The organism is Aequorivita aquimaris, from assembly GCF_001573155.1.
GTDB lineage: Bacteria > Bacteroidota > Bacteroidia > Flavobacteriales > Flavobacteriaceae > Aequorivita > Aequorivita aquimaris.
Genome location: NZ_JRWG01000004.1, coordinates 44834 through 67728, shown reverse-complemented (window position 1 = coordinate 67728; position 22895 = coordinate 44834). Strand labels below are relative to the sequence as shown.

Annotated in this window: 24 protein-coding genes and 1 tRNA gene; 1 reads left to right on the top strand and 24 read right to left on the bottom strand. The window is 39.2% G+C overall.

What is annotated here, in order from left to right:
- Window position 1: 1 nt before the first annotated feature.
- From LS48_RS07685 to LS48_RS07620, 13 genes are all read right to left on the bottom strand, one after another.
- Window positions 2-694 carry a TIGR04282 family arsenosugar biosynthesis glycosyltransferase gene (locus LS48_RS07685; RefSeq protein WP_078056393.1) on the bottom strand — a complete coding sequence of 231 codons (693 nt, stop codon included), beginning with the start codon at window positions 692-694 and terminating at the stop codon, window positions 2-4.
- A gap of 52 nt (window positions 695-746) precedes the next feature.
- Window positions 747-1247: a rhodanese-like domain-containing protein gene (locus LS48_RS07680; protein WP_062621668.1), complete on the bottom strand. Its 501-nt coding sequence runs from the start codon at window positions 1245-1247 to the stop codon at window positions 747-749.
- 24 nt (window positions 1248-1271) lie between these two features.
- Window positions 1272-2348 (bottom strand): arsenosugar biosynthesis radical SAM (seleno)protein ArsS, encoded by a 1077-nt coding sequence (arsS, locus tag LS48_RS07675; protein WP_062621667.1) that lies wholly within the window; start codon window positions 2346-2348, stop codon window positions 1272-1274.
- 54 nt (window positions 2349-2402) lie between these two features.
- Window positions 2403-2741: an arsenosugar biosynthesis-associated peroxidase-like protein gene (locus tag LS48_RS07670; protein ID WP_062621666.1), complete on the bottom strand. Its 339-nt coding sequence runs from the start codon at window positions 2739-2741 to the stop codon at window positions 2403-2405.
- Between the two features lie 110 nt (window positions 2742-2851).
- A complete protein-coding gene (locus LS48_RS07665; RefSeq protein ID WP_062621665.1) occupies window positions 2852-3604 on the bottom strand; it encodes a DUF481 domain-containing protein in 753 nt (250 codons plus the stop codon).
- A gap of 62 nt (window positions 3605-3666) precedes the next feature.
- Window positions 3667-4014: a DUF488 domain-containing protein gene (locus LS48_RS07660; RefSeq protein ID WP_062621664.1), complete on the bottom strand. Its 348-nt coding sequence runs from the start codon at window positions 4012-4014 to the stop codon at window positions 3667-3669.
- A gap of 131 nt (window positions 4015-4145) precedes the next feature.
- Window positions 4146-5051, bottom strand: a complete 906-nt coding sequence (locus LS48_RS07655) for a tryptophan 2,3-dioxygenase family protein (protein WP_062622102.1) — start codon at window positions 5049-5051, stop codon at window positions 4146-4148.
- A gap of 135 nt (window positions 5052-5186) precedes the next feature.
- Window positions 5187-7298, bottom strand: coding sequence for a peptidylprolyl isomerase (locus LS48_RS07650; protein ID WP_062621663.1), 2112 nt, complete (start codon window positions 7296-7298; stop codon window positions 5187-5189).
- 194 nt (window positions 7299-7492) lie between these two features.
- The gene (locus LS48_RS07645; protein ID WP_062621662.1) at window positions 7493-8746 is read right to left on the bottom strand and encodes a hemolysin family protein; all 1254 of its coding nucleotides are present in this window, start codon (window positions 8744-8746) and stop codon (window positions 7493-7495) included.
- Window positions 8747-8985: 239 nt separating this feature from the next.
- Window positions 8986-9564, bottom strand: a complete 579-nt coding sequence (lptC, locus tag LS48_RS07635; RefSeq protein WP_062621658.1) for an LPS export ABC transporter periplasmic protein LptC — start codon at window positions 9562-9564, stop codon at window positions 8986-8988.
- A 2-nt stretch (window positions 9565-9566) separates the two neighbouring features.
- Window positions 9567-10931: a tetratricopeptide repeat protein gene (locus LS48_RS07630; protein ID WP_062622100.1), complete on the bottom strand. Its 1365-nt coding sequence runs from the start codon at window positions 10929-10931 to the stop codon at window positions 9567-9569.
- Between the two features lie 19 nt (window positions 10932-10950).
- Entirely contained in the window at window positions 10951-12189 is a 1239-nt protein-coding gene (gene bamG, locus LS48_RS07625) for a BamG family beta-barrel-assembly machinery protein (RefSeq protein WP_062621648.1), read from the bottom strand.
- On the bottom strand, window positions 12189-12917 hold the full coding sequence (locus tag LS48_RS07620; protein ID WP_062621646.1) for a type III pantothenate kinase: 729 nt from the start codon (window positions 12915-12917) through the stop codon (window positions 12189-12191). The genes bamG and LS48_RS07620 overlap by 1 nt, the downstream gene beginning before the upstream one ends.
- Window positions 12918-13062: 145 nt before the next feature.
- Here LS48_RS07620 and LS48_RS07615 point away from each other — a divergent pair.
- Window positions 13063-13135 (top strand) — tRNA-Phe (locus LS48_RS07615).
- Between the two features lie 53 nt (window positions 13136-13188).
- Here the strand turns inward: LS48_RS07615 and LS48_RS07610 are convergent.
- From LS48_RS07610 to LS48_RS07570, 11 genes are all read right to left on the bottom strand, one after another.
- Window positions 13189-14100 carry a GYDIA family GHMP kinase gene (locus LS48_RS07610; RefSeq protein ID WP_062621645.1) on the bottom strand — a complete coding sequence of 304 codons (912 nt, stop codon included), beginning with the start codon at window positions 14098-14100 and terminating at the stop codon, window positions 13189-13191.
- A gap of 2 nt (window positions 14101-14102) precedes the next feature.
- Window positions 14103-15416 carry a hydroxymethylglutaryl-CoA reductase, degradative gene (locus LS48_RS07605; protein ID WP_062621644.1) on the bottom strand — a complete coding sequence of 438 codons (1314 nt, stop codon included), beginning with the start codon at window positions 15414-15416 and terminating at the stop codon, window positions 14103-14105.
- 171 nt (window positions 15417-15587) lie between these two features.
- Window positions 15588-15719 carry a 30S ribosomal protein THX gene (locus tag LS48_RS14885; protein ID WP_076692428.1) on the bottom strand — a complete coding sequence of 44 codons (132 nt, stop codon included), beginning with the start codon at window positions 15717-15719 and terminating at the stop codon, window positions 15588-15590.
- Complete coding sequence (locus LS48_RS15640) at window positions 15719-15847, bottom strand: hypothetical protein (protein ID WP_262480966.1); 129 nt, start codon at window positions 15845-15847, stop codon at window positions 15719-15721. The genes LS48_RS14885 and LS48_RS15640 overlap by 1 nt, the downstream gene beginning before the upstream one ends.
- Before the next feature lie 85 nt (window positions 15848-15932).
- A complete protein-coding gene (gene trpA / locus LS48_RS07600) occupies window positions 15933-16700 on the bottom strand; it encodes a tryptophan synthase subunit alpha (RefSeq protein ID WP_062621643.1) in 768 nt (255 codons plus the stop codon).
- 45 nt (window positions 16701-16745) lie between these two features.
- Entirely contained in the window at window positions 16746-17963 is a 1218-nt protein-coding gene (trpB, locus tag LS48_RS07595) for a tryptophan synthase subunit beta (protein WP_062621642.1), read from the bottom strand.
- On the bottom strand, window positions 17960-18604 hold the full coding sequence (locus LS48_RS07590) for a phosphoribosylanthranilate isomerase (protein WP_062621638.1): 645 nt from the start codon (window positions 18602-18604) through the stop codon (window positions 17960-17962). The genes trpB and LS48_RS07590 overlap by 4 nt, the downstream gene beginning before the upstream one ends.
- Window positions 18601-19383 carry an indole-3-glycerol phosphate synthase TrpC gene (gene trpC, locus LS48_RS07585; RefSeq protein WP_062621636.1) on the bottom strand — a complete coding sequence of 261 codons (783 nt, stop codon included), beginning with the start codon at window positions 19381-19383 and terminating at the stop codon, window positions 18601-18603. Before trpC ends, LS48_RS07590 begins: the two co-directional genes overlap by 4 nt.
- A gap of 28 nt (window positions 19384-19411) precedes the next feature.
- Window positions 19412-20404 (bottom strand): anthranilate phosphoribosyltransferase, encoded by a 993-nt coding sequence (gene trpD, locus LS48_RS07580; protein ID WP_062621634.1) that lies wholly within the window; start codon window positions 20402-20404, stop codon window positions 19412-19414.
- A gap of 103 nt (window positions 20405-20507) precedes the next feature.
- Window positions 20508-21074, bottom strand: a complete 567-nt coding sequence (locus LS48_RS07575) for an anthranilate synthase component II (protein WP_062622098.1) — start codon at window positions 21072-21074, stop codon at window positions 20508-20510.
- Between the two features lie 107 nt (window positions 21075-21181).
- Window positions 21182-22594, bottom strand: a complete 1413-nt coding sequence (locus LS48_RS07570; RefSeq protein WP_062621631.1) for an anthranilate synthase component I family protein — start codon at window positions 22592-22594, stop codon at window positions 21182-21184.
- Between the last annotated feature and the right edge of the window lie 301 nt (window positions 22595-22895).

The following is a 22895-nucleotide window of genomic DNA, read 5'->3' as shown; positions in this document are numbered from 1 at the left end:
TTTATAAAAAGTTTTTGTCTAAGTAAGGAGGTAAAAATTGCTGAAAAGCATCAATCTCTTTAATGTCTTGATAATAATCCACATCATTCCGCTCTTCCAATAAAACGTATTTCTTTTGCCTTAAATCGGACAGCGTTTCTTCCAAAACCGTACTCGTGCCCCAATTTTTATTTTGAAATATTGTAGCGTTCAGCTCCTTCATTCCCAATAAATAATAGCCCCCATCGGTGGCAGGGCCTATTACCGTTTCAGTTGTCTGTAAAACTTCGAAGGCGTTTTCAATGTCACTTTGGCCCAGTTCGAAAATATCGCTTCCCACAATGAGAACTTTTTCGTAGCCCATTTCGAATAATTCTGAAAAAGCATTTTGCATCTTTTCGCCTAAATCGGTGCCGGTTTGCAGTTTTTTTCTGAAAATTTCAGGATCCCAAATATCATCGCGGTGGATATTTTCGGAATAAAACACGTATTTATCAACGTTTAAATTTTTGGTAATTGCTACGGTGTGCTTCAGCAGAAATTTATAGATTTCCAAAGCACTTTCATCGCCCACCGATTTCGCCAGCCGGGTCTTCACTTTACCAAGTTCTGGGTTTCGGGTGAAAATAATCAGTGCTTTTTTAGAGGTAGGAAAGTAGAAATCACGGGCCATTTCGTTATCGCTACTGGTTTCTTTGGAATTTAATAATGCCATTTTGTAGAGTTCTGCTGACGCGCCTTATGAAGCGCGTTAAAGTAAATTTGTTTCAATAAACAGGTTTTCCCGCGTTCAAATACTGGCTCCAATGCTTGGAAAAGGCGTGTACATTTTCAGTTTCCTTTCCCGCGGAATCGAAGACGGGGTAGCCCTTGTTTTTCCACTCAAAGATACCACCGTAGAGATTTTTAACCTTCGTAAATCCTGCTTTTTTTAATTTTTCGCCTATCTTTTCGGAACGGATTCCCACCGAACAATAAACAACTACGGGAATATTCTTGTTTAGATTTTGAAGTTGTTTTTCTTCAGAAGTAAAATCGTTGTAACCCACATTTATTGCAGATTTTATATGGCTTACCGCAAATTCTTCAGGTTCGCGGGCGTCCAGAATTGTTACGGCATCGTTCATTTGAAACATTCTCAATTCTTCCACTGAAATGTACGGTACGCTGCGGGTATTGTAGGCTTCGAGCAATTCGTCCACGTTTTTTTGGGCGAAACTGATTTTTGCCATTAGAAACAGCAGTATAAGAAGTGAAAATTGTTTCATGGAAGCATATTTACAATCGATCCTTTACTCCGCCACGGCGCCTTGGCAGCTGCTCCCGGCGCCCGCCGTACAACCATAGCAGTGCTGCGAAATAATTATTTTTCTATCGTTTAAAACATCCTCGTTGTATTCCGAAACATGTTGAATCTTGCTTGCCACCTTCAATTCCAGCATTTGGTTGAAATCGCAATCGTACAAATACCCATCCCAACTTATCGAAATGGTATTGCGGCACATCACGTTTTTTACCGCTGCGGGATTGTACGCTTCCACCAGGGAATACATATAATCCTCATAGTTTTCCGAAGCAATCAAATAATCCAAAAATCTGGAAATCGGCATGTTGGTAATAGCAAAAAGATTGTGGAAATGTATCCCGAAATCCTCAAGCAATGCTTTCTTAAAATCCTTTTCCATACTGGCCTGGTCGCCCGGAAGGAAGGCGCCGCTGGGGTTATACACCAAATCCAGCCGCAGGGTGCTGTCCGGCATTCCGTAACCTACCGCGTTCAATTCCTGCAAAGCCTTGATGGAAAGGTCGAAAACGCCTTCGCCTCTTTGTTTGTCGGTTTTGCCACGGGTCCAGTGCGGCATGCTGCTCACCACGTGCACGTTGTGTTTCTTAAAAAATTCGGGCAGGTCGTAATATTTTTTGTTGGCGCGAATGATTGTCAAATTACTTCTAACGATAAAATCCTGAATTCCGGCTTTGCTGGCTTCTTCTACAAACCAGCGAAAATTCGGGTTCATTTCCGGGGCGCCGCCAGTTAGGTCCAAGGTGTGGGCACCGGTGTTTTTAATTATTTCCAAGCATTGCAACATGGTTTCGCGCGTCATAATTTCCTTCCGGTCCGGCCCTGCATCTACGTGGCAGTGCTCGCAAACCTGATTGCACATATAGCCCACGTTAATTTGGAGAATCTCAAGCTTGTTGGGGCGCAATGGAAATTGGTCCGTCTGCTTTATTTTTTCCGAAAATGTAGGGAGCTCCCCGTTGGCAAAAATACCGTTGGAGAGTTTTTCGAGCTGTTTATTTGCAAGGGCATATTCGCTATCGCGTTTGTGAAGTGACTGTTGCTTTTTCTTTTTTTCTTTCAGCATAAATTTTTTCTGAATATTCGTATGTTTTTTCTGTGCGCGTGATGAATGGCGTGCCTACATTTCCAATTTATTTACCTTGTTCATCATCATCACCCCGTGTACCAAGCTGGCACCGCTTTTAATAGCTGCGCCTACGTGAACGGCCTCCATCATTTCTTCTTTGGTAATGCCGCGTTGCAAGCCATCCTTTGAATAGGCATCAATGCAATAGGGGCACATTTCGGTATGGGCCACTGCAAGTGCTATGAGTGATTTTTCACGGGCAGAGAGGGCGCCCTCTTCAAAAACTTTTCCATAATATTCAAAAAACTTTTCACCGAGCTCTTTGCTCCATTGTGTAATATTTCCGAATTTTTTTAAATCTGCAGGGTCATAATAATTCTGTGAGGCCATAGGAATGCTTTATTTATAAGTACGAAATTTTAGGGATTTTGGTTTTCAATAAAGGTAAATATAGGCAAGTAGTCTTTGATAAAGGAGCATGCTTACGAAAGTTTAACAATTTAATCGAAAGAATAAACAAAACCACTTTCCAGATTATACTGTGAGTTTGGGATACCATTCGCGGGGGTTTCATCATAAATAAATGTATAGGTAGTTTTAAAGGCAAAATTCTTGAATAAATCAATAAGCAATGAACTTTGGTTTGATAAGCGGTAATCACTAAAGTCTTTAAGTTTAGGTTGGTAGTAGGTAGTACTTACAAGGCTTATGGTTTCTGTTGGGTATAAACTAAAGGAAAGATAGGAGGTGCTCCGAAAATCACGTTGAAGTGGAGTTATACCATCGCTGAGCTCCTCTTGTTCATACATTATATGGGTTCCCAAATAGAACTTATACTTTTCTGAAGTTGTCAATTTAAAACGTGGTCCTATTCCAACCAAACCTCTAAAATCTATTTTTGAAACTTTGTTATACTGTGCTTGTGCAAAAACCTCCCAAGCTATTCGGGGATGAAATCTATAATTATATCGAAGATGGGTTATTCCCGCATTCTCAAATTTGTTGCCTTCAATATTTTTCAGTTCAATATCATTTTTTAATAGCACCAAATGTTTGTTCATTTTATACTGCAGATGGGTGCTGCTGCTAAAGGCGAAATAGTCATTCACATCGCGTTTCAGTGAAAAACCGAGACTTACCGAACCCGAAAAACCTGAAGTGTCTGTAACCTTTCGAAGCGATTCGGCATTTAGGATTTGCGATTGGGCGATAAATGAAAAACTGAGAAATAAAAGCGCAAGAAAATACTTCATTCTATTGTTCAATGATGGTTTACTGGTTTTAAAAATACTGAAAAGGTTTTATAATGAAGAATTTATTGGTCTTCCAAATATTCCTTTAAGACTACGGCCTGATTGTGTTTTTCATCTTTTGCGCCATAGAGGAGGGTGAGGCGTTTTTCTTTGGCTTTTTCCAACAGTTGTTCCACCAAATCGGAATGGTCTTTTAATTCTTTTTTATATTTTTTTGAAAACCCATCAAAACGTTCTTCTTTGTGGTCAAACCATTTCCGAAGTTCTTTTGAGGGAGCAATCTCCTTCATCCATTCGTCAAGTTTTGCGTCTTCCTTGCTTACACCCCGCGGCCAAACGCGGTCTACCAAAATCCTGGTACCGTCACGGTTTGCAGCTTTTTCGTATATGCGTTTTATTTGTATATCCATAGTGTTTTAAAATTCCAAATTCCAAAAAACAAATCCCATCCCGACAGCAATCGGGACCCAAATCCCGAATTAACGAATTAACGAATCCCGAATTAACGTCTCAAATTAACAAATCCCGATTTCCAAAAGAATCATTCCCCCCAATTTGCAATTTCTTCCGCAGACCAAAGTGCGGGGAAAAATTTGCGTTGTTGGTATTTTGGGTGCAAATATTTTTTCCATTCCGAGCCTCCCGTGGCGGTCTTGCTTTCACCCTTGCTGTTAAGGTAGTGCTGGGCAGTGTCCAAATGTACCATCGGCCAGGCCACATTATAAAAATGGTCAAACTGTTTTAGTCTATCCTTTAATTCTTCCGAAGGATTATCCATTTGGGCCACTCGTTCTTCCAAGGTTTTGCCCTTCACATTTTCTGCGAGCGCCTTAAAATCTGCTTCATATTTTTCAATGAAAAGCCTTAGCGTGAGTGTCATTTTACCCGTTTTGCGATCTAGGCCGGCGTCTTTCCAGTATATATGCTTAAAATAATCATCAAACGTCGGGTTTAGTGGCAACCTTTCCCTTCCTTCGGAATTGATTAAATTTTCAAGTCTTGTACTGTACAATTCCAAAATGCGGAATTGGGCACTCTGAAAGCCGCTGGCAGGGGTAAGGGTAGCGCGAAATGTGTTATAATCCTCGTAACTCATGCCATCTTTCATAATGTCGAAAGAAGTGATGAGCATTCGGGTATATCTTTTTAATCGGTCTAATTTTGTCAGCCAGATTTCTTCCGAAAGATTGTCGCCTTCAGAGAGTTGTTTTATTTCGTGGATCATCATTTTTAAGGTAAGTTCGGTCACCTGATGGTACATCACGAAGATTTCCTCATCCTTAAAATCGGTTCGTGTCTTTTGAAGAGAAAGCAAGGTGTCCACCTGAATATAGTCCCAATATGTTATGGGCTTTGCCTGCAGCAGCCCCTTGAGGTAGGTTTCGGGGTTTTCACCCAAACTTTTATATTTTTCTTCTATTGCTTTAATTAGTTCTGTATTGTCCATTTTGTGCATTTTGATAAAAATCCCTTAAAAATAAAGGTTATTTTCGGTTTTTCCGAAGTATTACAGATTCAGTTTTAAAGAAAAAGCCCTGCTGCAAAATGTGCAACAGGGCTTTTTAATTATTTATGTATTCTATTAATAGAAAGTAGCACGATTGTCCTCAATATCGGCTTTCTTTTTAAGTGCGTTATAAACTGCGCTTTGAGATGCTGGAGCGGCCTTAGAACTCAATTGATTTGCATAGTTTACATATGATTCCAATTTAGGCGCTGGGTTAAATGCAGTGGTTCTTATTTTATAAACACCATTTTTACCATCAATCAAACCTGTTGACTCACCTGGTTTAGTTCCAAAAGCCGTGCCCACAACTTTTGGTTCATTATTGGCGCCAACCATAGGATTAGCCATTGTAACGCCCGTACCATTCTGAACACTCAAGCCTTGGTTTTTGGCAATATCTTCAATTGTGTTTCCAGTGATGGACTCTCGTATTTTTTGAGCTTTTTTCTCGTTTAAAAGTATAGGCTTTACTGTGGCAGTAGCTTGAGCAACGCTCATTAAGCCTTTTTCATTTTTACGGGTAAGTTGGGCAATTATATATCCTTCAGGAACACTGAAACGTTTTATGTCTCCAACTTTAGTGTCTTCATCAAACGCCCAGTTGACAATAGGACGATTGGCGCCAATACCAGGAATGTTAGAATCCATTTTTCCAAGATTGTTTACTGGCTTCACTTCAAGATTCTGTGCTTGTGCCAATTCTGTAAAATCGCCATCTTTTAAAGCCACCTCAAACTTTGATGCTTTAAAAAACACATCGTCAGTTGTTTTTTTGGAAGGTTCAATGTTCTTTACAACAGTTGCAAGCTTAACAGCTTTTTTAGGTTCAGACTGTTTTCCTACTTCTACAATGTGAAAACCAAAATCAGTTTCTACCAAACCGATAGTTCCGGTTGAATTATTAAAAATAAATTTATCGAAGGGTGGTACCATTCTACCTGGTGTAGAGCTTCCAAGATCTCCCCCGTTTTGGCTAGAGCTGTCATCTGAAAATTCCGCTGCAAGCTCTGCAAACTTGGATTTGTCTTTTTTCACAACACTCAAAAGACTATCGGCCAATTTTTGAGCTTCTTCTTTTGTTCTTGTAATAGTTTCAGGTGCACGCATTGTGCCCACGTAGCGGATCAAAATATGTTTTGACTCTGCAGAATCAGGCATTTTCTTGGTTTCTAAAACTTTAGAAAGATAGAAAGAGTTTTCTACTTTGTAAGGGCCATAAATGTCGCCATCATTTAGGTTTATAAGCGTGTCTGCAACAGTAGCCGGTAATTGACTTTTGAACATCCAACTGTCGTAATAAGGTACATCAGAATTTGCATTTACATATTCTTCGTAATCTTTTGTATTTCTAAAACCAGGAATTGTATCGTTGATTTTTGTGTCTTGGTTGAATTCTACATTGTTATTCAACAAGGCAGCTGTTTCAGTTTTAGCTTCTGCAATATCAGCTTCCGATGGTTCTTCAGAAAAGAAAACATACTGAATGTCTGCCTGTGCATCAACTTCATAATCGCTTGGGTGCGCGGCAACGTATTTTTTTATTTCATCGTCTGAAACATTTACATCCTCATCGGCAATTTTGCTATATGGGATCATTACATAACTGAAATTCAAATTGTCATTCTGAAAATGGTATTCTTGCTCACCTTCAGCAACTGTGGTACGCAAACCTCCTTTTATCATATTGAAATAAGTACGCTGAAGTACACCTTCTGCCGTGTTTTGCTCAAAATCTAACCACTGTTGATACATTGCTGGTGATGAAGCTTTGATGCTTGCAATGTATTCCTGAATTTTACCATCATCGACCTGTCCAGCTTCGTTTAGAAAAGTGGGATTGTTTGCCAAAGAAGTTTTAAGAGCATCGTCTAACTGTGCTTTTTCAACAGAAAGGCCTGCTTTTTCATACTGTTCTTCCAAAATAACACGGCGAAGTTCTCTATCCCAAACCATATTCACAGCCTGTGAAGTGTTTGAGTTTGGGCCCATGTTGCGCTGGGTGGCATCTACCTCTTCCATAAAACTTTGTCTGGAAATGTCAGTGCCATTTATGGTGGCAATTGTATCCTGAACCTTTGTGCCGCCACCTTTGGTTAATACATCACTTAAGATAAAGGCGAAAAGCGCCAATGCAATAATAAGGATAAGAAATATCCCTCGTTTTCTAATACTGTTTAAGATTGCCATTTGATGTTCGTAATTTATATTGCTTCACTTTCGCATTTGCGAATAGGAAGGGTTTGGTTGTGATTTTCTTCTAGTTCCTAATAAATAACAAGGTTCTTAAAGAATTGTTTTTTTAATTATTTAGTGGGCGAAAATACCATTTTCCTACCATTAATAAAAAAGTATATTAAAAAAAGTGAGGATTAATTTAAAATCTAATCCTCGGAAAGGTTTTTTACTTCTACGAGTTCAATTTTGGTGCTCGAAACTTCAAGAATAGTGAATATATAATCTTCAATTTCAACAGTTTCGCCTTGCTCGGGGATTTCTTCTGTGAAGTTTACTATAAGGCCTCCCAGGGTTTCGTAATTTTCGCTCTCCTCTAGATTGAGCTTATAGGTTTCATTTAGGTAATCAACTTCCAAGCGTGCCGAGAATTTGTAATGTCCATCGCCCAGTTCTTCTTCAATAAGGGCAATGCTGTCGTGTTCGTCTTCAATATCGCCAAATAGTTCTTCAATAATATCTTCCACCGTGATAATACCGCTGGTTCCGCCATATTCGTCAATTACTACCGCAATGCTTTTTCTCTTTTTGCTAAGAATGCCCAATACGTCTTTAACCAGCATTGTTTCGGGAACAAAAACTACTGGCATCAATACCTTTTTTATACTGGCTGGTTTTTTGAAAAGCTCAAACGAATGCACATAGCCCAAAATATCATCGATATTTTCTTTGTAGACCAATATTTTTGAAAGCCCTGTTTCTGTGAAAATTTTAGCGAGTTCTTTAGGCGTAGTGTTGATATCTACGGCTACCACTTCCGTTCTCGGGATCATGGCCTCGCGCGATTTAACTTCGGAAAAGTCAAGCGCGTTTTGAAATATCTGTATTTCCGAATCCATTTCTTCTTTAGTTTCGGCAATCTCCATCTGTTCCGAAATATAATTTCCAAGTTCCAGTTTGCTAAAAGTCAACTGTACAGTATCGCCTTCAGATTTAAAAATTAATTTCAGTACCAAATCTGAAATCCATATAATGAATTCTGAAATAAGTGAAAAAAGGAAGTAGAAGAAATATGCGGGTACGGCAAAAATTTTAACTAAGCTGTTTGCGTAAATTTGAAAGAAAACCTTTGGCAGAAATTCTGCGGTAAGCAAAATGATAATTGTGGAAATTATGGTCTGAATAAGCAGTCCCGTGAACCCTGCAATGGGAATGTACTCCATTAAAAGATCACCCATAAAAAAACCGTAAACAACTAGGGCAATGTTGTTGCCCACAAGCATAGTTGCTATAAATTTTGAGGGGCGTTTAGTTATTTTTTTTAGAATGCCTGCCAGAAATGTGTTTTGTTTCTTTTCAATTTCAATATGAATTTTATTTGAAGAAACATATGCAATCTCCATACCCGAAAAGAAGGCGGATAGAAGTAGCATAGTTATTATAATTAGGATGCTGTAATCCATTTAGAAATTTAAATGTTCAATTGTTACGATTCAAAAGTGGATGGAATCCTGAAAGCTATTTGTTTCTTTCCTCCATTTTTTTTCGAAAATTTCTTTTGAAAAAAAACATGAATATTGCAAGAACTACAAAGAACAAAAACAGGTAGGCACGGTAAGGCTGGCTTTCCCAATTATTTATAGCTTCATAGGTAAAAAATGCTGCGATGATAAGATAGGCATATTCAAAAAAACGGTAAACTTTATTTAACATCTTCGGTTTTGGTTTTGTCCACTAATTGTACTCCTTGGTTTTTTCTGGATAGAAAGGTAGTGAAATCTTCACTGCTGTCAAACCCAACGGCTCCATCATTATAGGAACCGTCCTTAAATTTTATTTGATAGGGCTGGTCTGTAAAGACCCATTTATTTTTTTGATCCCAATAAAGCTGGTTGGCTTTTAAAACTACACTGTCTGAGGTAATAACCACTACATTGCTTCGTAGGTCGACCAATCCCGTTTCATCAAACTGAATTGCATAGTCTGCGGTTACAGTGTTTTTTTTACCGTCTTCATCCCAAAAATGGACTTCAATTCCGTTAGGAAATTCTTTATAGGGAAATTCAAGGTTTGAGTAATCCAGTAATTTTTTGGCTAACAGGTTGGTCACCAATTTCCCTGAGTCTGTGTATTTAAAATTGATGTTTTTACCTTCGGCAATGGGAGCCCCATCAGAAAGCCCCATTTTTTTTACATTTTGGTAATTGCTTTCACATGCAAAAAGCGTGATGGCCAATACCAGGACCATCACGCTTTTTAACATATTTATATAGGTGTGCATTCTTATAAGTTAGGAACTCTCACGCTTCCTCCAACCCAACAGTTGAACTTAACGGTTTTTCCAGCCATGCCTTCAGAAAAGATATCGCTAGCTTGTGGGGCACGAGCTCTATAAGAACTTGCTGCTGCTTTTGCATTACCTGCAATGGTTCCATCTACACGGGCTGCTTTATCCATCATATCTGCTGCAAGCCAGTACATAGCTCTTTTTTCAAATACCGTGGTACCACAGTTGTTTGCGCTATCGGCATACATAGTACCAATTTTGTAATAAGCCATACCAGCAGATGGTTTTACTTCCAGCATTTTGTTGTAGTAATTTCTTGCAGTTCCGTAGCTACCTTTTTTGCGGTAGTTTTCACCAATACTATAGTAAATAGATGCTTTCTTGCTTTTATCTGTTTGTAAATCGGCAGCTTGGTTAAAGTATTCCAGCGCAGTGCTAGCTTTGCCATCTTTTTCGGCAAGTTTTCCTAAATAATAGGCAGATTCTGCGGAAGGCTCCAAATTGTGCAATTCCTGGACGAGTTTAAAGAACAAAGGATCATCACAATCTTTAGCACTTAAACGGCCAGCTGCATTTTTAAGCCAGTTTACATCAGTCTTCTTATTTTCAAAATCTTTATTGTACAGTGGAATTAGGTTATCGCAATCTGCCAATTGGCCTAACTTTCCATTTACACTTCCTTCAACAGTTGCATATACCCCAAGATTGTTTTCATAAACATCTTTTGCGCGCTGCTCTTTATCGGTAAGTGCTGTTCCAGCTTCTTCTTTATCCATTAAAGGAGTAAGCTTAGACGCAAGACTGTTCTTTTCAGTATCAATTTTATCGATTACAACATCGTAAAGATTAAAAATATCCTGAAGATCTTTTTGACCCTCGTTGTGTAAATCTACAGCCAATGAGAAATAAGCGTATAGGCTTTTTCCACTTGTGAAATTTTCTGGGTCTTTTTTAAATGCTTCGTCAAATGCCTTAAACTGCTCAGCTTTTGAGCCTATGTTATTGTCATACTTAATTTGAGCAATTGTTGAAAGCACATCACCTTCTTTGGTTTGATCAGGAAAGTTTTGCAATCTCAGTTCCCAAGCTTGGATAAGATCGTTCACTTTGCTTTTGTCGCCTTTTTCTTCAACAAAATATTCAAACATTTTTACTCCATACTGATAGATGGCAATATGGTATCCTGGGCATTCCTTAATTAGTTTTTCGTAATGTGGAAGTGCGGCTTCGTAATTTTTTATTTTAGCGGGTTCTGTAAAATAAGAAAGGGATATTGCACAATCATCGGGAGCTTGAGCAAAAGAATTTCCAGAAAAGGAAAGCAGAAGGATGGTAAATAGTAAAATAAATTTTGTTTTCATGGTATTAGAATTATTGGTATTAATCATATAATCTTTTTTCGAACCAACGGTCATTTAGTGAGAAACTCAAGAATGTATTAAAAAAGTTTTCCTGTATCAATCCAAAGTCAGTGGTTCCGCGTCGGCCGATTTCAAAACCTACATTTGCGTTTGAGAATAGTCGGCCTACGGGCAAACCTAACCCAAAAGATATGCCAAACTCGTTTATGTCTTGTCCATTCACATTTAAGCCTGTTTGTTCATATCTAGCTCCCGCGCGGTAAACGACTCTTTTAAAGTAATTTCCAAAAGAATTATAATTTGGAATATAATATCCTCCCAATCGAAATTTAGAAGCATTTTCATAGGTAATGTTGTCAATGGTGAACGACCTATTTGTAAAATTACTTGTTTTTTGATTGGTATATTCCGCACCTAATGCCCAATGTTTTGGCTCACCAATGGCAGCTCCGATTGTAAATTGGGAAGGAAAGGTAAAATCTGTATCTGAAACGGTAATTTCTCTTTCATCAACCGTAAAAATACCAGCAGGAACAATAGATACCGTGCCAATTCTTCTGTAATTTTCTGAAGTAAAACTGGTTCCTGGTGTAAATGTTACAGAACCTGTAAATTCCAATTTTTCGGTAACCATTCTTTTATACATTGCCCCAAAATTGAAGCTAAATCCCAAAATGTCCGATCTGTTATAGGTACGAGTGCCATATTGAAGACTATCCTTTTGGGTGATGGCCGTATTTTCTATTTTCCCAAAATTGTAATTTGCATCTATACCTAAGCTCAATTCGGGTGTCACTTGATAGCCGAGTGAAAGATAAGCTCTGTTTAAGCCGCCGCTGCCTTCATATTGTGTAAGGCCATCTGGTAATTCGGAATAGAAATCATAGCCCACTGAAGTATAAGGAATAACTCCAAAACCCATTCCAAATTTTCCCATAGGAATTCCCATAGCAATATAATCTAGAGTGGTTGTGGAAACATTTTGGCTGTCTGTTTCATTTTTTTGTGTCGAAGCTTTATGGCTTCCACCTACAGAAAAGTTAACCAATCGCAAACTTGAATATGAGGCTGGATTTTGAAGATTAAGGTGGATGCTGTCCGAGAAAACCCCCAGACCTCCCATAGTTCTGTTTTCAACCGTTCCACGGAATTTTAAGGTACCAATACCATAATAGGAATATGGAGATGTGGTTCCTTCCTGGGCCACTGTTACACCTGCAATAAGTATAAATAAACCGACTATTATTTGTCTAAACATCAATGTTTGTTATATTCTAAAATATGGTTCAAGCCCTCCAATAAAAAATTTGAGTTGGCAAAGATGTCATTTTTTATGGTATCTCGCAAAAATTGTGCGTCTCCTCCTGTTAAAATAACTGTTAAATTCTCGTAATTATTTTTATAAGCTTCAATAAAGCCATCTATTTCGTACAAAACCCCGTTCACAACTCCAGCATGTATAGATGTTGCGGTGCTGTTTCCGGTTACTGCTTTTGGATTGTTTGCTTCCAATAACGGCAATTTATCGGTAAACGTATGCAATGATTTATAGCGCATAGACAGGCCAGGGGAAATTGCGCCTCCTAAATATTCGTTGTCAGAGTTCAAAAAATCGTAGGTAATACACGTGCCGGCATCAATCACCAAAACATTAGTGTCCTGATATTTATGTGCTGCCGCACTTACTAATGCAATGCGGTCTATGCCCAAAGTTTGGGGGGTGCCATATTTATTCTTAAATGGAACCTTGGTTTCATGATCTAGCAAGAGAACATTGCAGAGCTGCTCCAGTTTTGAAAGTTGGTGATCAGAAAGATTGGCAACCGAGGAAACAATACTATTGGTTATGGAGTTGAAATTTTCTGAAAATTCGGCAAGCGTGGGTAAAAAATCTGTCTTTACGCAGGTTTTTTTGTGTTTGAGAATTCCAGAATCAAACACAGCGAGCTTTACAAGTGTGTTCCCAACATCAATTACGAGGTTCATTTTTTTTAATAAGGCAATAAAAATACAATTACGTTAACGAAGTAATTGTTAAGGCTCTATTAAATTGAGCAAAGATTATCTGTTTATTTTTTTAATTATTGTTTTGCAAAAACGAAAATAGCTTTATATTTGCCGTCTCAATAATGGTGCCTTAGCTCAGTTGGTAGAGCAACGGACTGAAAATCCGTGTGTCCCTAGTTCGATTCTTGGAGGCACCACATTTAATCCCCGAACGGTTTCTGTTTGGGGATTTTTGTTTTATAACCTTTTATTAAGGAGCTGTTTTGAGAATCATCTCATCAAAAGGAATTACCGTTTTAAACCCCTTTTTTCTGAAATAATCCATATCAGAAACATCGCCCGTAACCAAAACAAAATCGCCGCCCCAAGCGCCCAGACTTTTAATAGTTCGGGGATAATCACTAAAAAGTTGTGATTTAATCGTTGGAAGATTTATAATTTCTGAAATAGTTTCCTCGTGTGCATCCATCAATTTTTCAAAATCTGAAAGCGAATCACAAGCCAACAGCTTATTGCTGATGTCTGAAATTCTTTGAATGTCTTTTTCTTTCACCAAAGCATTTCTGTAGTGCGCAATACCTTCTTTACTATCCTGCTTTTTGTTCAAATGCACAAAAAACAAAAAATCCGTAAAATCCAATGGCAACTTTATATTTCTGAAATGGGGTTTTCCGTGATTCAACTCGTATAAAATAGGAGTATTACTTTGGGCGGCGGCAATATCGTAACCGCTTCCGCCAAAGCTGTTGGCGAGCAAAGCGAAACCATCCACTTCTGCCCATTGTGCAATGTTGCTTATCAAGGTTGATGAGGTGCCCAGGCCCCAATTTCGTGGGAAGCCTAACTTTGTCTCCGCTAAAATTCCATCGCTATTTAACAGAAAATCTGGATTCAGCTTTTTGGCTTCGATAAGTATTTTTGAAAGGGTATTGGAAAGTTCATCCTGCTGATTTTTACTTCCAAAATTTTTTAGGTGGAAGAAATTCTCAAACCAAACCGTTCCTTTTTCATCGAAGCTTTTCCAATGAACCCCTTCTTTTTTTGAATCAGAAATCTCCAAGGATTGCCCGTACTTTGTTGGAATGGCCAAAGCTGTTGCACCGTCCAGCACCACGTACTCGCCGGTGAGCAATAATTTTCCGTTGCTGTGGAATTTCTGCATAACTACATTCTAAAGTTTTCCAAAAAAGAAACAACTGCGCTATGTGAAACTGCATTCTCTTTAAAATAATTTAAAGCCTCCTTTTTTTCTTCTTTTGTAGCCTGCAACTGGTTCAAAATATTCATCAAGTGCATTTTCATGTGCCCTTTTTGAATGCCTGTGGTAACCAATGACCTTACGGCCGCGAAGTTTTGCGCAAGGCCGGCAACAGCCATAATCTTCATCAACTCCTTGGCATTTGGTTTCTGGAGGATTTCAAAAGCGAGTTTTGTCAATGGGTGGAGTGATGTCAACCCGCCAACAGTTCCAACGGCCAACGGCAATTCAATCCAAAAAGTGAAAACATCATCCTCAATTTTTGCGTGCGTCAAACTGCCGTAATAGCTGTTCCGTGCGGCATAGGCGTGAACCCCGGCTTCCACCGCGCGAAAATCATTTCCCGTGGCCAAAACAATTGCGTCAACCCCGTTCATAATGCCCTTATTGTGGGTCACGGCACGGCGGCTTTCGGTTTTTGCGATGTCAATGGCACGAACAAATTTTTCTGCAAAATGCTTTCCCTCATAGTGTTTAGTAGTAAGTTCTTCCACTTTACAGCTCACTTCAGCTCGTGCCAAACATTCGGGAACGTAGTTGGAAAGAATACTCATTACAACTTCGGGATAAGTTTCCTTTTGCTGAAAAGGTTCAAAATGCTTCGCTTCTTCCTCAAAAGTATGCGCCATTTGCTCCAAACAACTGTTTATAAAATTGGCGCCCATCGCGTCTAAAGTTTCAAAAGTGGCGTGAATATAATAATAGCCTTCCAAAATATGCGATTTATCCAATAATGAAAGCTCCAAAAGACCGCCTCCACGGGCTTTCATGTTTTTTTCGATGGATTGGATGCTCGCGCGAAGTTTCGGTTTTACTGCCTCAAAAAATGCTTCCATATCTTTTACACTTCCGTAGAAATTGAAGTGGATCTGCCCGTTTTTCTCAGTGGAAATCACTTCAGCCTTAAAGCCGCCGCGTTCCAACCAAAATTTTGCGGCATTGCTCGCAGCGGCCACTACCGAGCTTTCCTCGGTAACCATTGGCAGTGCGAAAAGGGTTCCGTTGATCAGAAAATTGGGGGCAATGCCAAAGGGCAAATAATAATTGGAGATTGTGTTCTCAATAAAATCGTCGTGAAGCTGCTGCAGTTGGGCATCTTCATTCCAATATTTTTTTAGGATTTGCACGGCATCAGGATTGTTTTGCAGATAATTTTCTGCAAGCCAATCAATCTTTTCCTGCTTGGTTTTTTTTGAAAATCCAGAAACGGGTTGGTTCATTTACGTAAATATCATTTGGTTGCAAAGATAGTGAAGCCCCCTAGCCCCCGAAGGGGTAATTCCTAAAAAAATTGTTTTATTGACGATTATTGGCATTAAAAAAGGTTTTTAAGAACTAAAATCTGTTCTCAAAAACCTTTTTATTCAACTTAAAACGAAAATCAATCTATTTTAAGTTTCTTTAATTTGGGCGTCCTTGGTTGGTTTTGGGCGCACGTTAAACTTTTTTCGTTTCGGCCGTAATTTGCCGAAACTGCCAATGCTAATCTTGCCCCGTTTTGTTTTTTTGTCACCTTTGCCCATTACTTCTTATTTTGTTGTTTTTTGATGGTTTTCTCATCTATGTCAAACTCATTGGTCTTTTGATTGGTATTTCCCGTTGGGTTTGTGGGATGTTTTTGTTCTGTCTTTCTTTCAAATTTCTTTTCCATAATAGTTCTATTTTTCGTTTTTAATTGAACATATAAAATAGAAAAACCAAATCACAAATTCCCTTAAACCCTTGCTAAAGAATGGTTAAACCTTGCGGATAGCGCTTATAAATGCTGAAATTCCGGTTATTCCTTCTTCCGAAAGCATTTTTATAAAGGCACTGCCAATGATTGCCCCTTTGGCATGTTTTGTTGCTTGCTGAAATGTTTCGGAATTGTTTATTCCAAACCCAATAATCTGTGGATTTTTAAGTGAAAGCGAAGCAATCCTTTTAAAATAAGCTTCCTGTTCCTCCCCAAAACCTGAAGAGCTTCCGGTAACACTCGCGCTGCTCACCATATAAATAAAGCCTTCGGAAGCTGCGTCAATCTGCCGGATGCGTTCTTCGGAAGTCTGGGGCGTTATCAAAAAGATGTTTATAAGATTGTATTTTCTGAAAATTTCGGCATAATGTTCCTCATATTCCGCCAAAGGAAGATCGGGAAGAATCAAGCCGTCAATACCAATTTCAGCACATTTTTTACAGAAATTTTCCACCCCGAATTGAAGCACGGGATTGAAATATCCCATCAAAATCAACGGCATGGAAACCGTTTTTCGGATGTCTTTCAATTGCCGAAAAAGCAAATCGGTAGTCATGCCATTTTTTAAAGCCGTTTGCGAACTGGCTTGAATGGTATGCCCATCCGCCAAAGGGTCGCTAAAGGGCAAACCGATTTCCACAATATCGACTCCACTTTTTTCCAATTGCTGAAGTATTTCAACCGTGTCGTTTACTTTTGGATAGCCTGCGGTAAAATATATGGAAAGCAGTTTTTTGTCTTCTGAAAGTTTACTTTGAATTCTGTTCATAATATAGAAATAGCTCACAGGTTTTTGAAACCTGTGAGGTCTTAATTACAGGTTAAAATATTTAATGTACGTATCCAAATCTTTATCCCCGCGTCCGCTCAAATTCACTACAACCACATCATCTTTTTTGAATTTTCTGGTTTCAAAAATTGCCAGAGCATGGCTGCTTTCAATGGCAGGAATAATGCCTTCAAATTTGCAAAGTTCTAAACCTGCCTTCATTGCGTCGTCGTCGGTTATCGAAATAAATTCACCACGTCCGCTTGCAAAAAGATGGGCGTGCATTGGGCCTATGCCGGGATAATCCAAACCTGCCGAGATAGAGTAGGGCTCGGTAATTTGTCCGTCCGCGGTTTGCATCAACAGTGTTTTGCTTCCGTGGATAATCCCCACTTTTCCCAAAACCGAGGTTGCGGCGCTTTCGCCACTGTCAATTCCTTTTCCAGCAGCTTCCACAGCGATTATTCCAACTTCCGGTTCGTTCAAATAGTGATAAAAAGCCCCGGCAGCATTACTGCCGCCTCCTACGCAAGCCACGACAAAATCAGGGTTTTCGCATCCTTCCTTCTCTTTCAGTTGTGTTTTTATTTCTTCTGAAATCACGCTTTGAAACCGCGCCACCATATCGGGGTACGGATGCGGGCCAACCACGCTGCCGATAATATAATGTGTGTCCAAAGGATTGTTTATCCAATCGCGGATGGCTTCGTTTGTGGCGTCTTTCAGGGTTTTACTGCCGCTTGTTGCGGGAACCACTTTCGCGCCCAGCATTTTCATTCGGGCTACGTTTGGCGCTTGGCGTTTTATGTCGATTTCGCCCATAAAAACAATGCATTCCAAACCCATCAAAGCACACACCGTTGCGGTTGCTACGCCGTGTTGGCCCGCGCCAGTTTCCGCAATGATTCGTGTTTTGCCCAACCGTTTAGCCATTAAAATCTGGCCGATGGTGTTGTTCACTTTGTGCGCCCCCGTGTGGCAGAGGTCTTCGCGTTTTAAATAAATTTTAGTACTGTATTTTTCCGAAAGACGCTTTGCAAAATACAGTGGAGTAGGTCGCCCCACATAATCTTTCAGCAATTGTCGGAATTCCTTTTGAAAAGATTCCTCGGCCATAATTTTTAAATAATTCTGCCGAAGTTCCTCCACGTTTGGGTACAACATTTCGGGAATATACGCGCCGCCAAAATCGCCGTAGTACCCCTTTTCGTTTACGTTATAATTCCGAGACACAGCCGAAGGAATCTGTTTGTTTAATTTCATAAGTTTCTGTTTATACCTACAAGGTTTTTGAAACCTTGCAGGAGAACTGCATCCTTTAAACCAGGTGCAGTTTCAAATTTGCTGTTCACATCAATTGCGTGAATGGGAAGGTCTGTTTTTAGTATTTCTCTCAATGGATCAACTTCTTCCAAACCAATTCCACCACTAAGAATAAAAGGCTTTTTCGATGGATAATTTTTTAAAATTTCCCAATTAAAAGTATAACCGTTTCCGCCTTTTTCTTTTCCTTTTGTGTCAAAAAGAAACGCATCCACTTTATTTTCAAAAATTTTTATTTCGCTGAAATCGAATTCTTCGTCAACGCTAAAAGCCTTCCACACCAGTACATCGGGATAAAGCAAAGTGAGATAACCCTGCAAGTCGAGGACATATTCTTTCGTTTCGTTACCGTGAAGCTGGATTACGTCCAAAGAATATTTTTTGCACAAATCAATCACTTTTGAAATCTTTTCATCCACAAAAACCCCAACCTTTTTAATTCCGAGCGATAGCGAAGGAATTTCCCCTTCAAAATAACGCGGACTTTTTTCATAAAAAACAAAACCTAAATAATCGGGCTGAAGTTTTGTGACTTCAGTGATGTTGTGTTTCATTCCGCAAATCTTTAAAAGTGGTTTCATCTTAAATTTTGAATAAATTGTTTGGCCGTTTCGCCGGGATTTTCGGTTTTCATAAAATTTTCACCAATCAAAAACCCTTCAAAACCGTAGGTTCTCAACTCTTTTATTGTTTCCACATCGCTGATTCCGCTTTCGGAAATTTTTACGAAATCGGCCGGAATTTCTTCGGAAAGCTTTTTGCTGATGTCGATATTCACCTTGAAATTTTTCAAGTTCCGGTTGTTCACGCCAATCATATCCACATTCGGCAAAAGGGATTTTTGAAGATCTTCGAGATTGTGAACTTCCAATAAAACATCGAGTTTTAAGCTTTTCGCCAAAAACGAAAACTGTTTCAATTCTTCCGCCGAAAGGCAAGCCGCAATCAACAAAATAGCATCGGCACCGAAGGCTTTTGCCTCGTAAATCTGATAGGGGTCAATGATAAATTCCTTCCGGAGAATGGGAATGGAAACCGTTTTTTCGGCAACCAAAAGATCATCCAGCGAACCTCCAAAAAAGTTGGAATCCGTTAAAACCGAAATTCCTTTTGCCCCAGCATTTTCATATCCCGAAACCACTTCGGGCAACAAAACCTTGTCGTTAATCACCGATTTGCTGGGCGAACGGCGTTTGTGCTCGGCGATAATTCCCGTTGTGGAAATTCGCAAAGCCTCCGCCAATGATTTGGTTTCCTTTGCAAAAAGTGGAAATTTTTCGAGTAACCGCACTGGAATTGCTTCTTTTTTTGCGGCGACTTCTTTTTGTTTGTAGGCTGTTATGTTATCTAAAATTGTCATTTTTGAGTATTGAGTATTGAGTCGTGATTCAATCGGATATTTGCTGCAATTTCTTCAATGATTTCAAAGCTTTGCCAGAAGCCAAAGATTCTTTGGCTTTTTCAAATCCTTCTTTTATAGTGCAATTTTCAACTACTGAAATCGCCATTCCTGCATTGGCGCAAACCACGTTGTTTTGTGCTTGGGTACCTTTTCCGTTGAGAATATTCAAAAATATTTCAGCTGAAGCTTTTACCGTTTCGCCACTGAATATTTCAGATTCCTCAATCTGCTTCACTCCGAAATCTGCAGCATTCAAAATAGTTTCCGAAGCTTTTGAAATCACTTTTACTGGTCCCGTTAACGAAATTTCATCATAGCCATCCATTGCGTGCAGCACAGCGTAATTTTTCTCGCTTTTTTGATAGAGATAGCCGTACATCCGTGCCAATTCCAAATCGAAAACGCCGACCAATTGGTTTTTTGGAAAGGCTGGATTCACCATCGGCCCGAGCATATTAAAAAATGTTTTAACGCCCAGTTCCTTGCGGATTGGTGCAACATTTTTCATAGCAGGATGGAAGAGTGGCGCATGCAGAACGCAGATTCCCGCTTCGTCCAAACAACGCTTTAAAAAATCCTTTTCATTGCTGAATTTTATTCCCAACGCTTCCATCACATTACTACTTCCGCTAACGGATGAAACTCCGTAATTGCCGTGTTTTGTAACTTTTACTCCCGCACCAGCCGTAACAAATGAAGCCAATGTTGAAATATTAAACGTATTCTTTCCGTCACCGCCCGTACCGCATAAATCGATGGTGTTGTATTCGCTGAAATCTACCGCCAAACACAGGTCCAACAAAGCATCGCGAAAGCCTTCCAGTTCTTCCAAACTCACATTTCGCATCATATAAACCGTTAAAAAAGCGGCAATCTGACTTTGGTTGTATTTCCCTTCGGAAATGTTTACAAGAACAGTTCGTGCTTCAGTTTTGCTAAGTTTTTCTTGGTTTATTAATCTGTTTAAAATCTGCTTCATTTTTTAAGTCGATGAGTCGATAAGTTTATGTGTTTATAAGTTTAAAAGTTTATCGGTTTAGTTGCAATTCTGCGAACTGTGACTGAAAACTGAATACTTTTTCTCAACTTTCAATCCAATTTTTAATAATCTGTTTCCCCATAGGTGTCAGTACACTTTCGGGATGAAATTGTACGCCGCAAACATCATAAAGTTTGTGGCGAAGGGACATAATCTGCCCATTTTCATCGACTGAAGTTATTTCCAAAACCTCCGGAAAATCTTCCTTTGAAACCACCCAACTGTGGTAACGACCTATTTCAAATTCCTTTTCAATTCCTTTGAAAAGTGGTTCGTTTTCGGAAGTAATAATTGCTTTTGTAGCAACGCCGTGAAAAACTTTGCTCAAATTTTCCAACTTTCCACCGAAAACTTCACCAATTGCTTGTTGACCCAAGCACACGCCAAAAATTGGTTTTGATGTTGCATATTTTTGAATTACTTCTTTCAGCAAACCCGCTTCATCGGGAATTCCTGGGCCGGGAGAAAGTAGAATTTTATCGTAATTTTCTACTTCTTCCAAATAGAATTTATCGTTTCGTTTTACGGTTACCTCGCAATCCAATTCCTCTAAATAGTGGACCAGATTATAAACAAAACTGTCGTAGCTGTCGATGACTAATATTTTAATCCTCTTCCCCAGCCCTTCCCCCTGGGGGAAGGGAGCCTGATTTTTAATTTTATTTATTTCTTCTTTCATGAATTATTATTTTTTGCTCCCCTTTGGGGCTGGGGGACTTATATGTTTTCCGCCAATTCCAGTGCTTTTGTCAAAGCCCCCAATTTGTTATAAACTTCCTGTAATTCGTTTTCCTCATTGCTTTCCGAAACCACGCCCGCGCCAGCTTGATAATGCAATGTATGGTTTTTGCTCACAAAAGACCGAATGATAATAGCGTGGTTAAAATTGCCGCTGAAATCCATAAACCCGATGGCTCCGCCGTAAAATTCTCGACTTCGGTTTTCATATTTTTCCAGCAATTGCAGCGCTTTATGTTTTGGTGCGCCGCTCAAAGTTCCCGCGGGAAAAGTGTCTGCAACAATCTGCATTGTTGATGTTTCGGGGTTTTGCGTTGCCGTAACTTTGCTCACTAAATGAATTACGTGTGAAAAAAACTGAACCTCGCGATAGGTTTCCACTTTTACGTTCGTGCCGTGCCGGCTCAAATCGTTTCGTGCCAAATCAACTAGCATTACGTGTTCGCTGTTTTCCTTTTTGTCTTCGGAAAGTTTTTTGGCGAGCTCGGCATCCTGTTCGTCGTTTCCTGTTCGTTTAAAAGTTCCTGCGATGGGGTGAATTTCAGCCGCATTTTCTTTTACGACCAACTGCGCTTCGGGCGAACTGCCGAAGATTTTAAAATTTCCGTAATCAAAATAGAAAAGATAGGGTGAAGGATTAACGCTGCGCAAAGCCCTGTAAACGTTGAATTCATCACCCGTAAATTTCTGTGAAAACCGTTTGCTGGGCACAATTTGGAACACATCACCGCGCTGGCAATGTTCTTTGCATTTTCGCACCAGAGCTTTAAAATCTTCATCATTCAAATTTGTGGTGCGTTCGCCTTTTCTCGCAAAAGGATATTCCGCAAAACTCTTCGATTTTAATAGCTGTTCAATCTGCGGAATATTGTTTTCAGCTTCAAAACAGTGGGCAAAAATATACGCTTCGTTGTTGAAATGGTTTATCGCGATTATATTTTGGTAAACTGCATAAAACAAATCGGGCATTTCAAGATTTTCCTCTTTTTTTGAAAGCGAAATGTCTTCAAAATAACGCACTGCATCAAAAGCCATAAAACCGAAAAGACCGTTGTTGATGAATTTAAACTTACTTTCTTCCGAAGAAAAAGAGGAGGCAAATTCGTCTAAAATAGTTGGAACATTCGTTTTTTCTGAAATTTCAAGCGTTGTGCTTTTTCCATCAGGAAAATTTTGAAAAATGGTTTCGTTCTCCACTTTTATGGAAGCAATCGGGTTAAAGCAGATATAGCTAAAACTGTTGTCGTTAGCGTGATAATCGCTGCTTTCCAGCAAAAGGCTGTTCGGAAATTTATCGCGCAACCGCAAATACACCGAAACCGGCGTGAGCGTATCTGCCAACAGTTTTTTTGAATATGTTTTTAGCTGATATTTTTTATTTTCTATTTTCATTTTTTATTGCTTAATGCTTCGATGCCCACTAACGCAAGCATGAAAAAAGGCTTGTCGTGATTGACAAGCCTTTTCGTATATTTTATACTATAGGTGTTCCGCTCACGAGGTTTTCCGTAAGTTTTTCCACCACCAAGTATTTTGTGTAAATGTTTTCATTGTTTCGGGTTCAAATATAGAATTTTTTTTGAAGACAGTTTTCTTTTATTGAAAAATTTAAAATTTCTAATTCTGAAATGAAACTTTTTGGCACTAAATAAGTCTATTAATCTTACGTTAATGGTTTGCTTTAATCATTTCA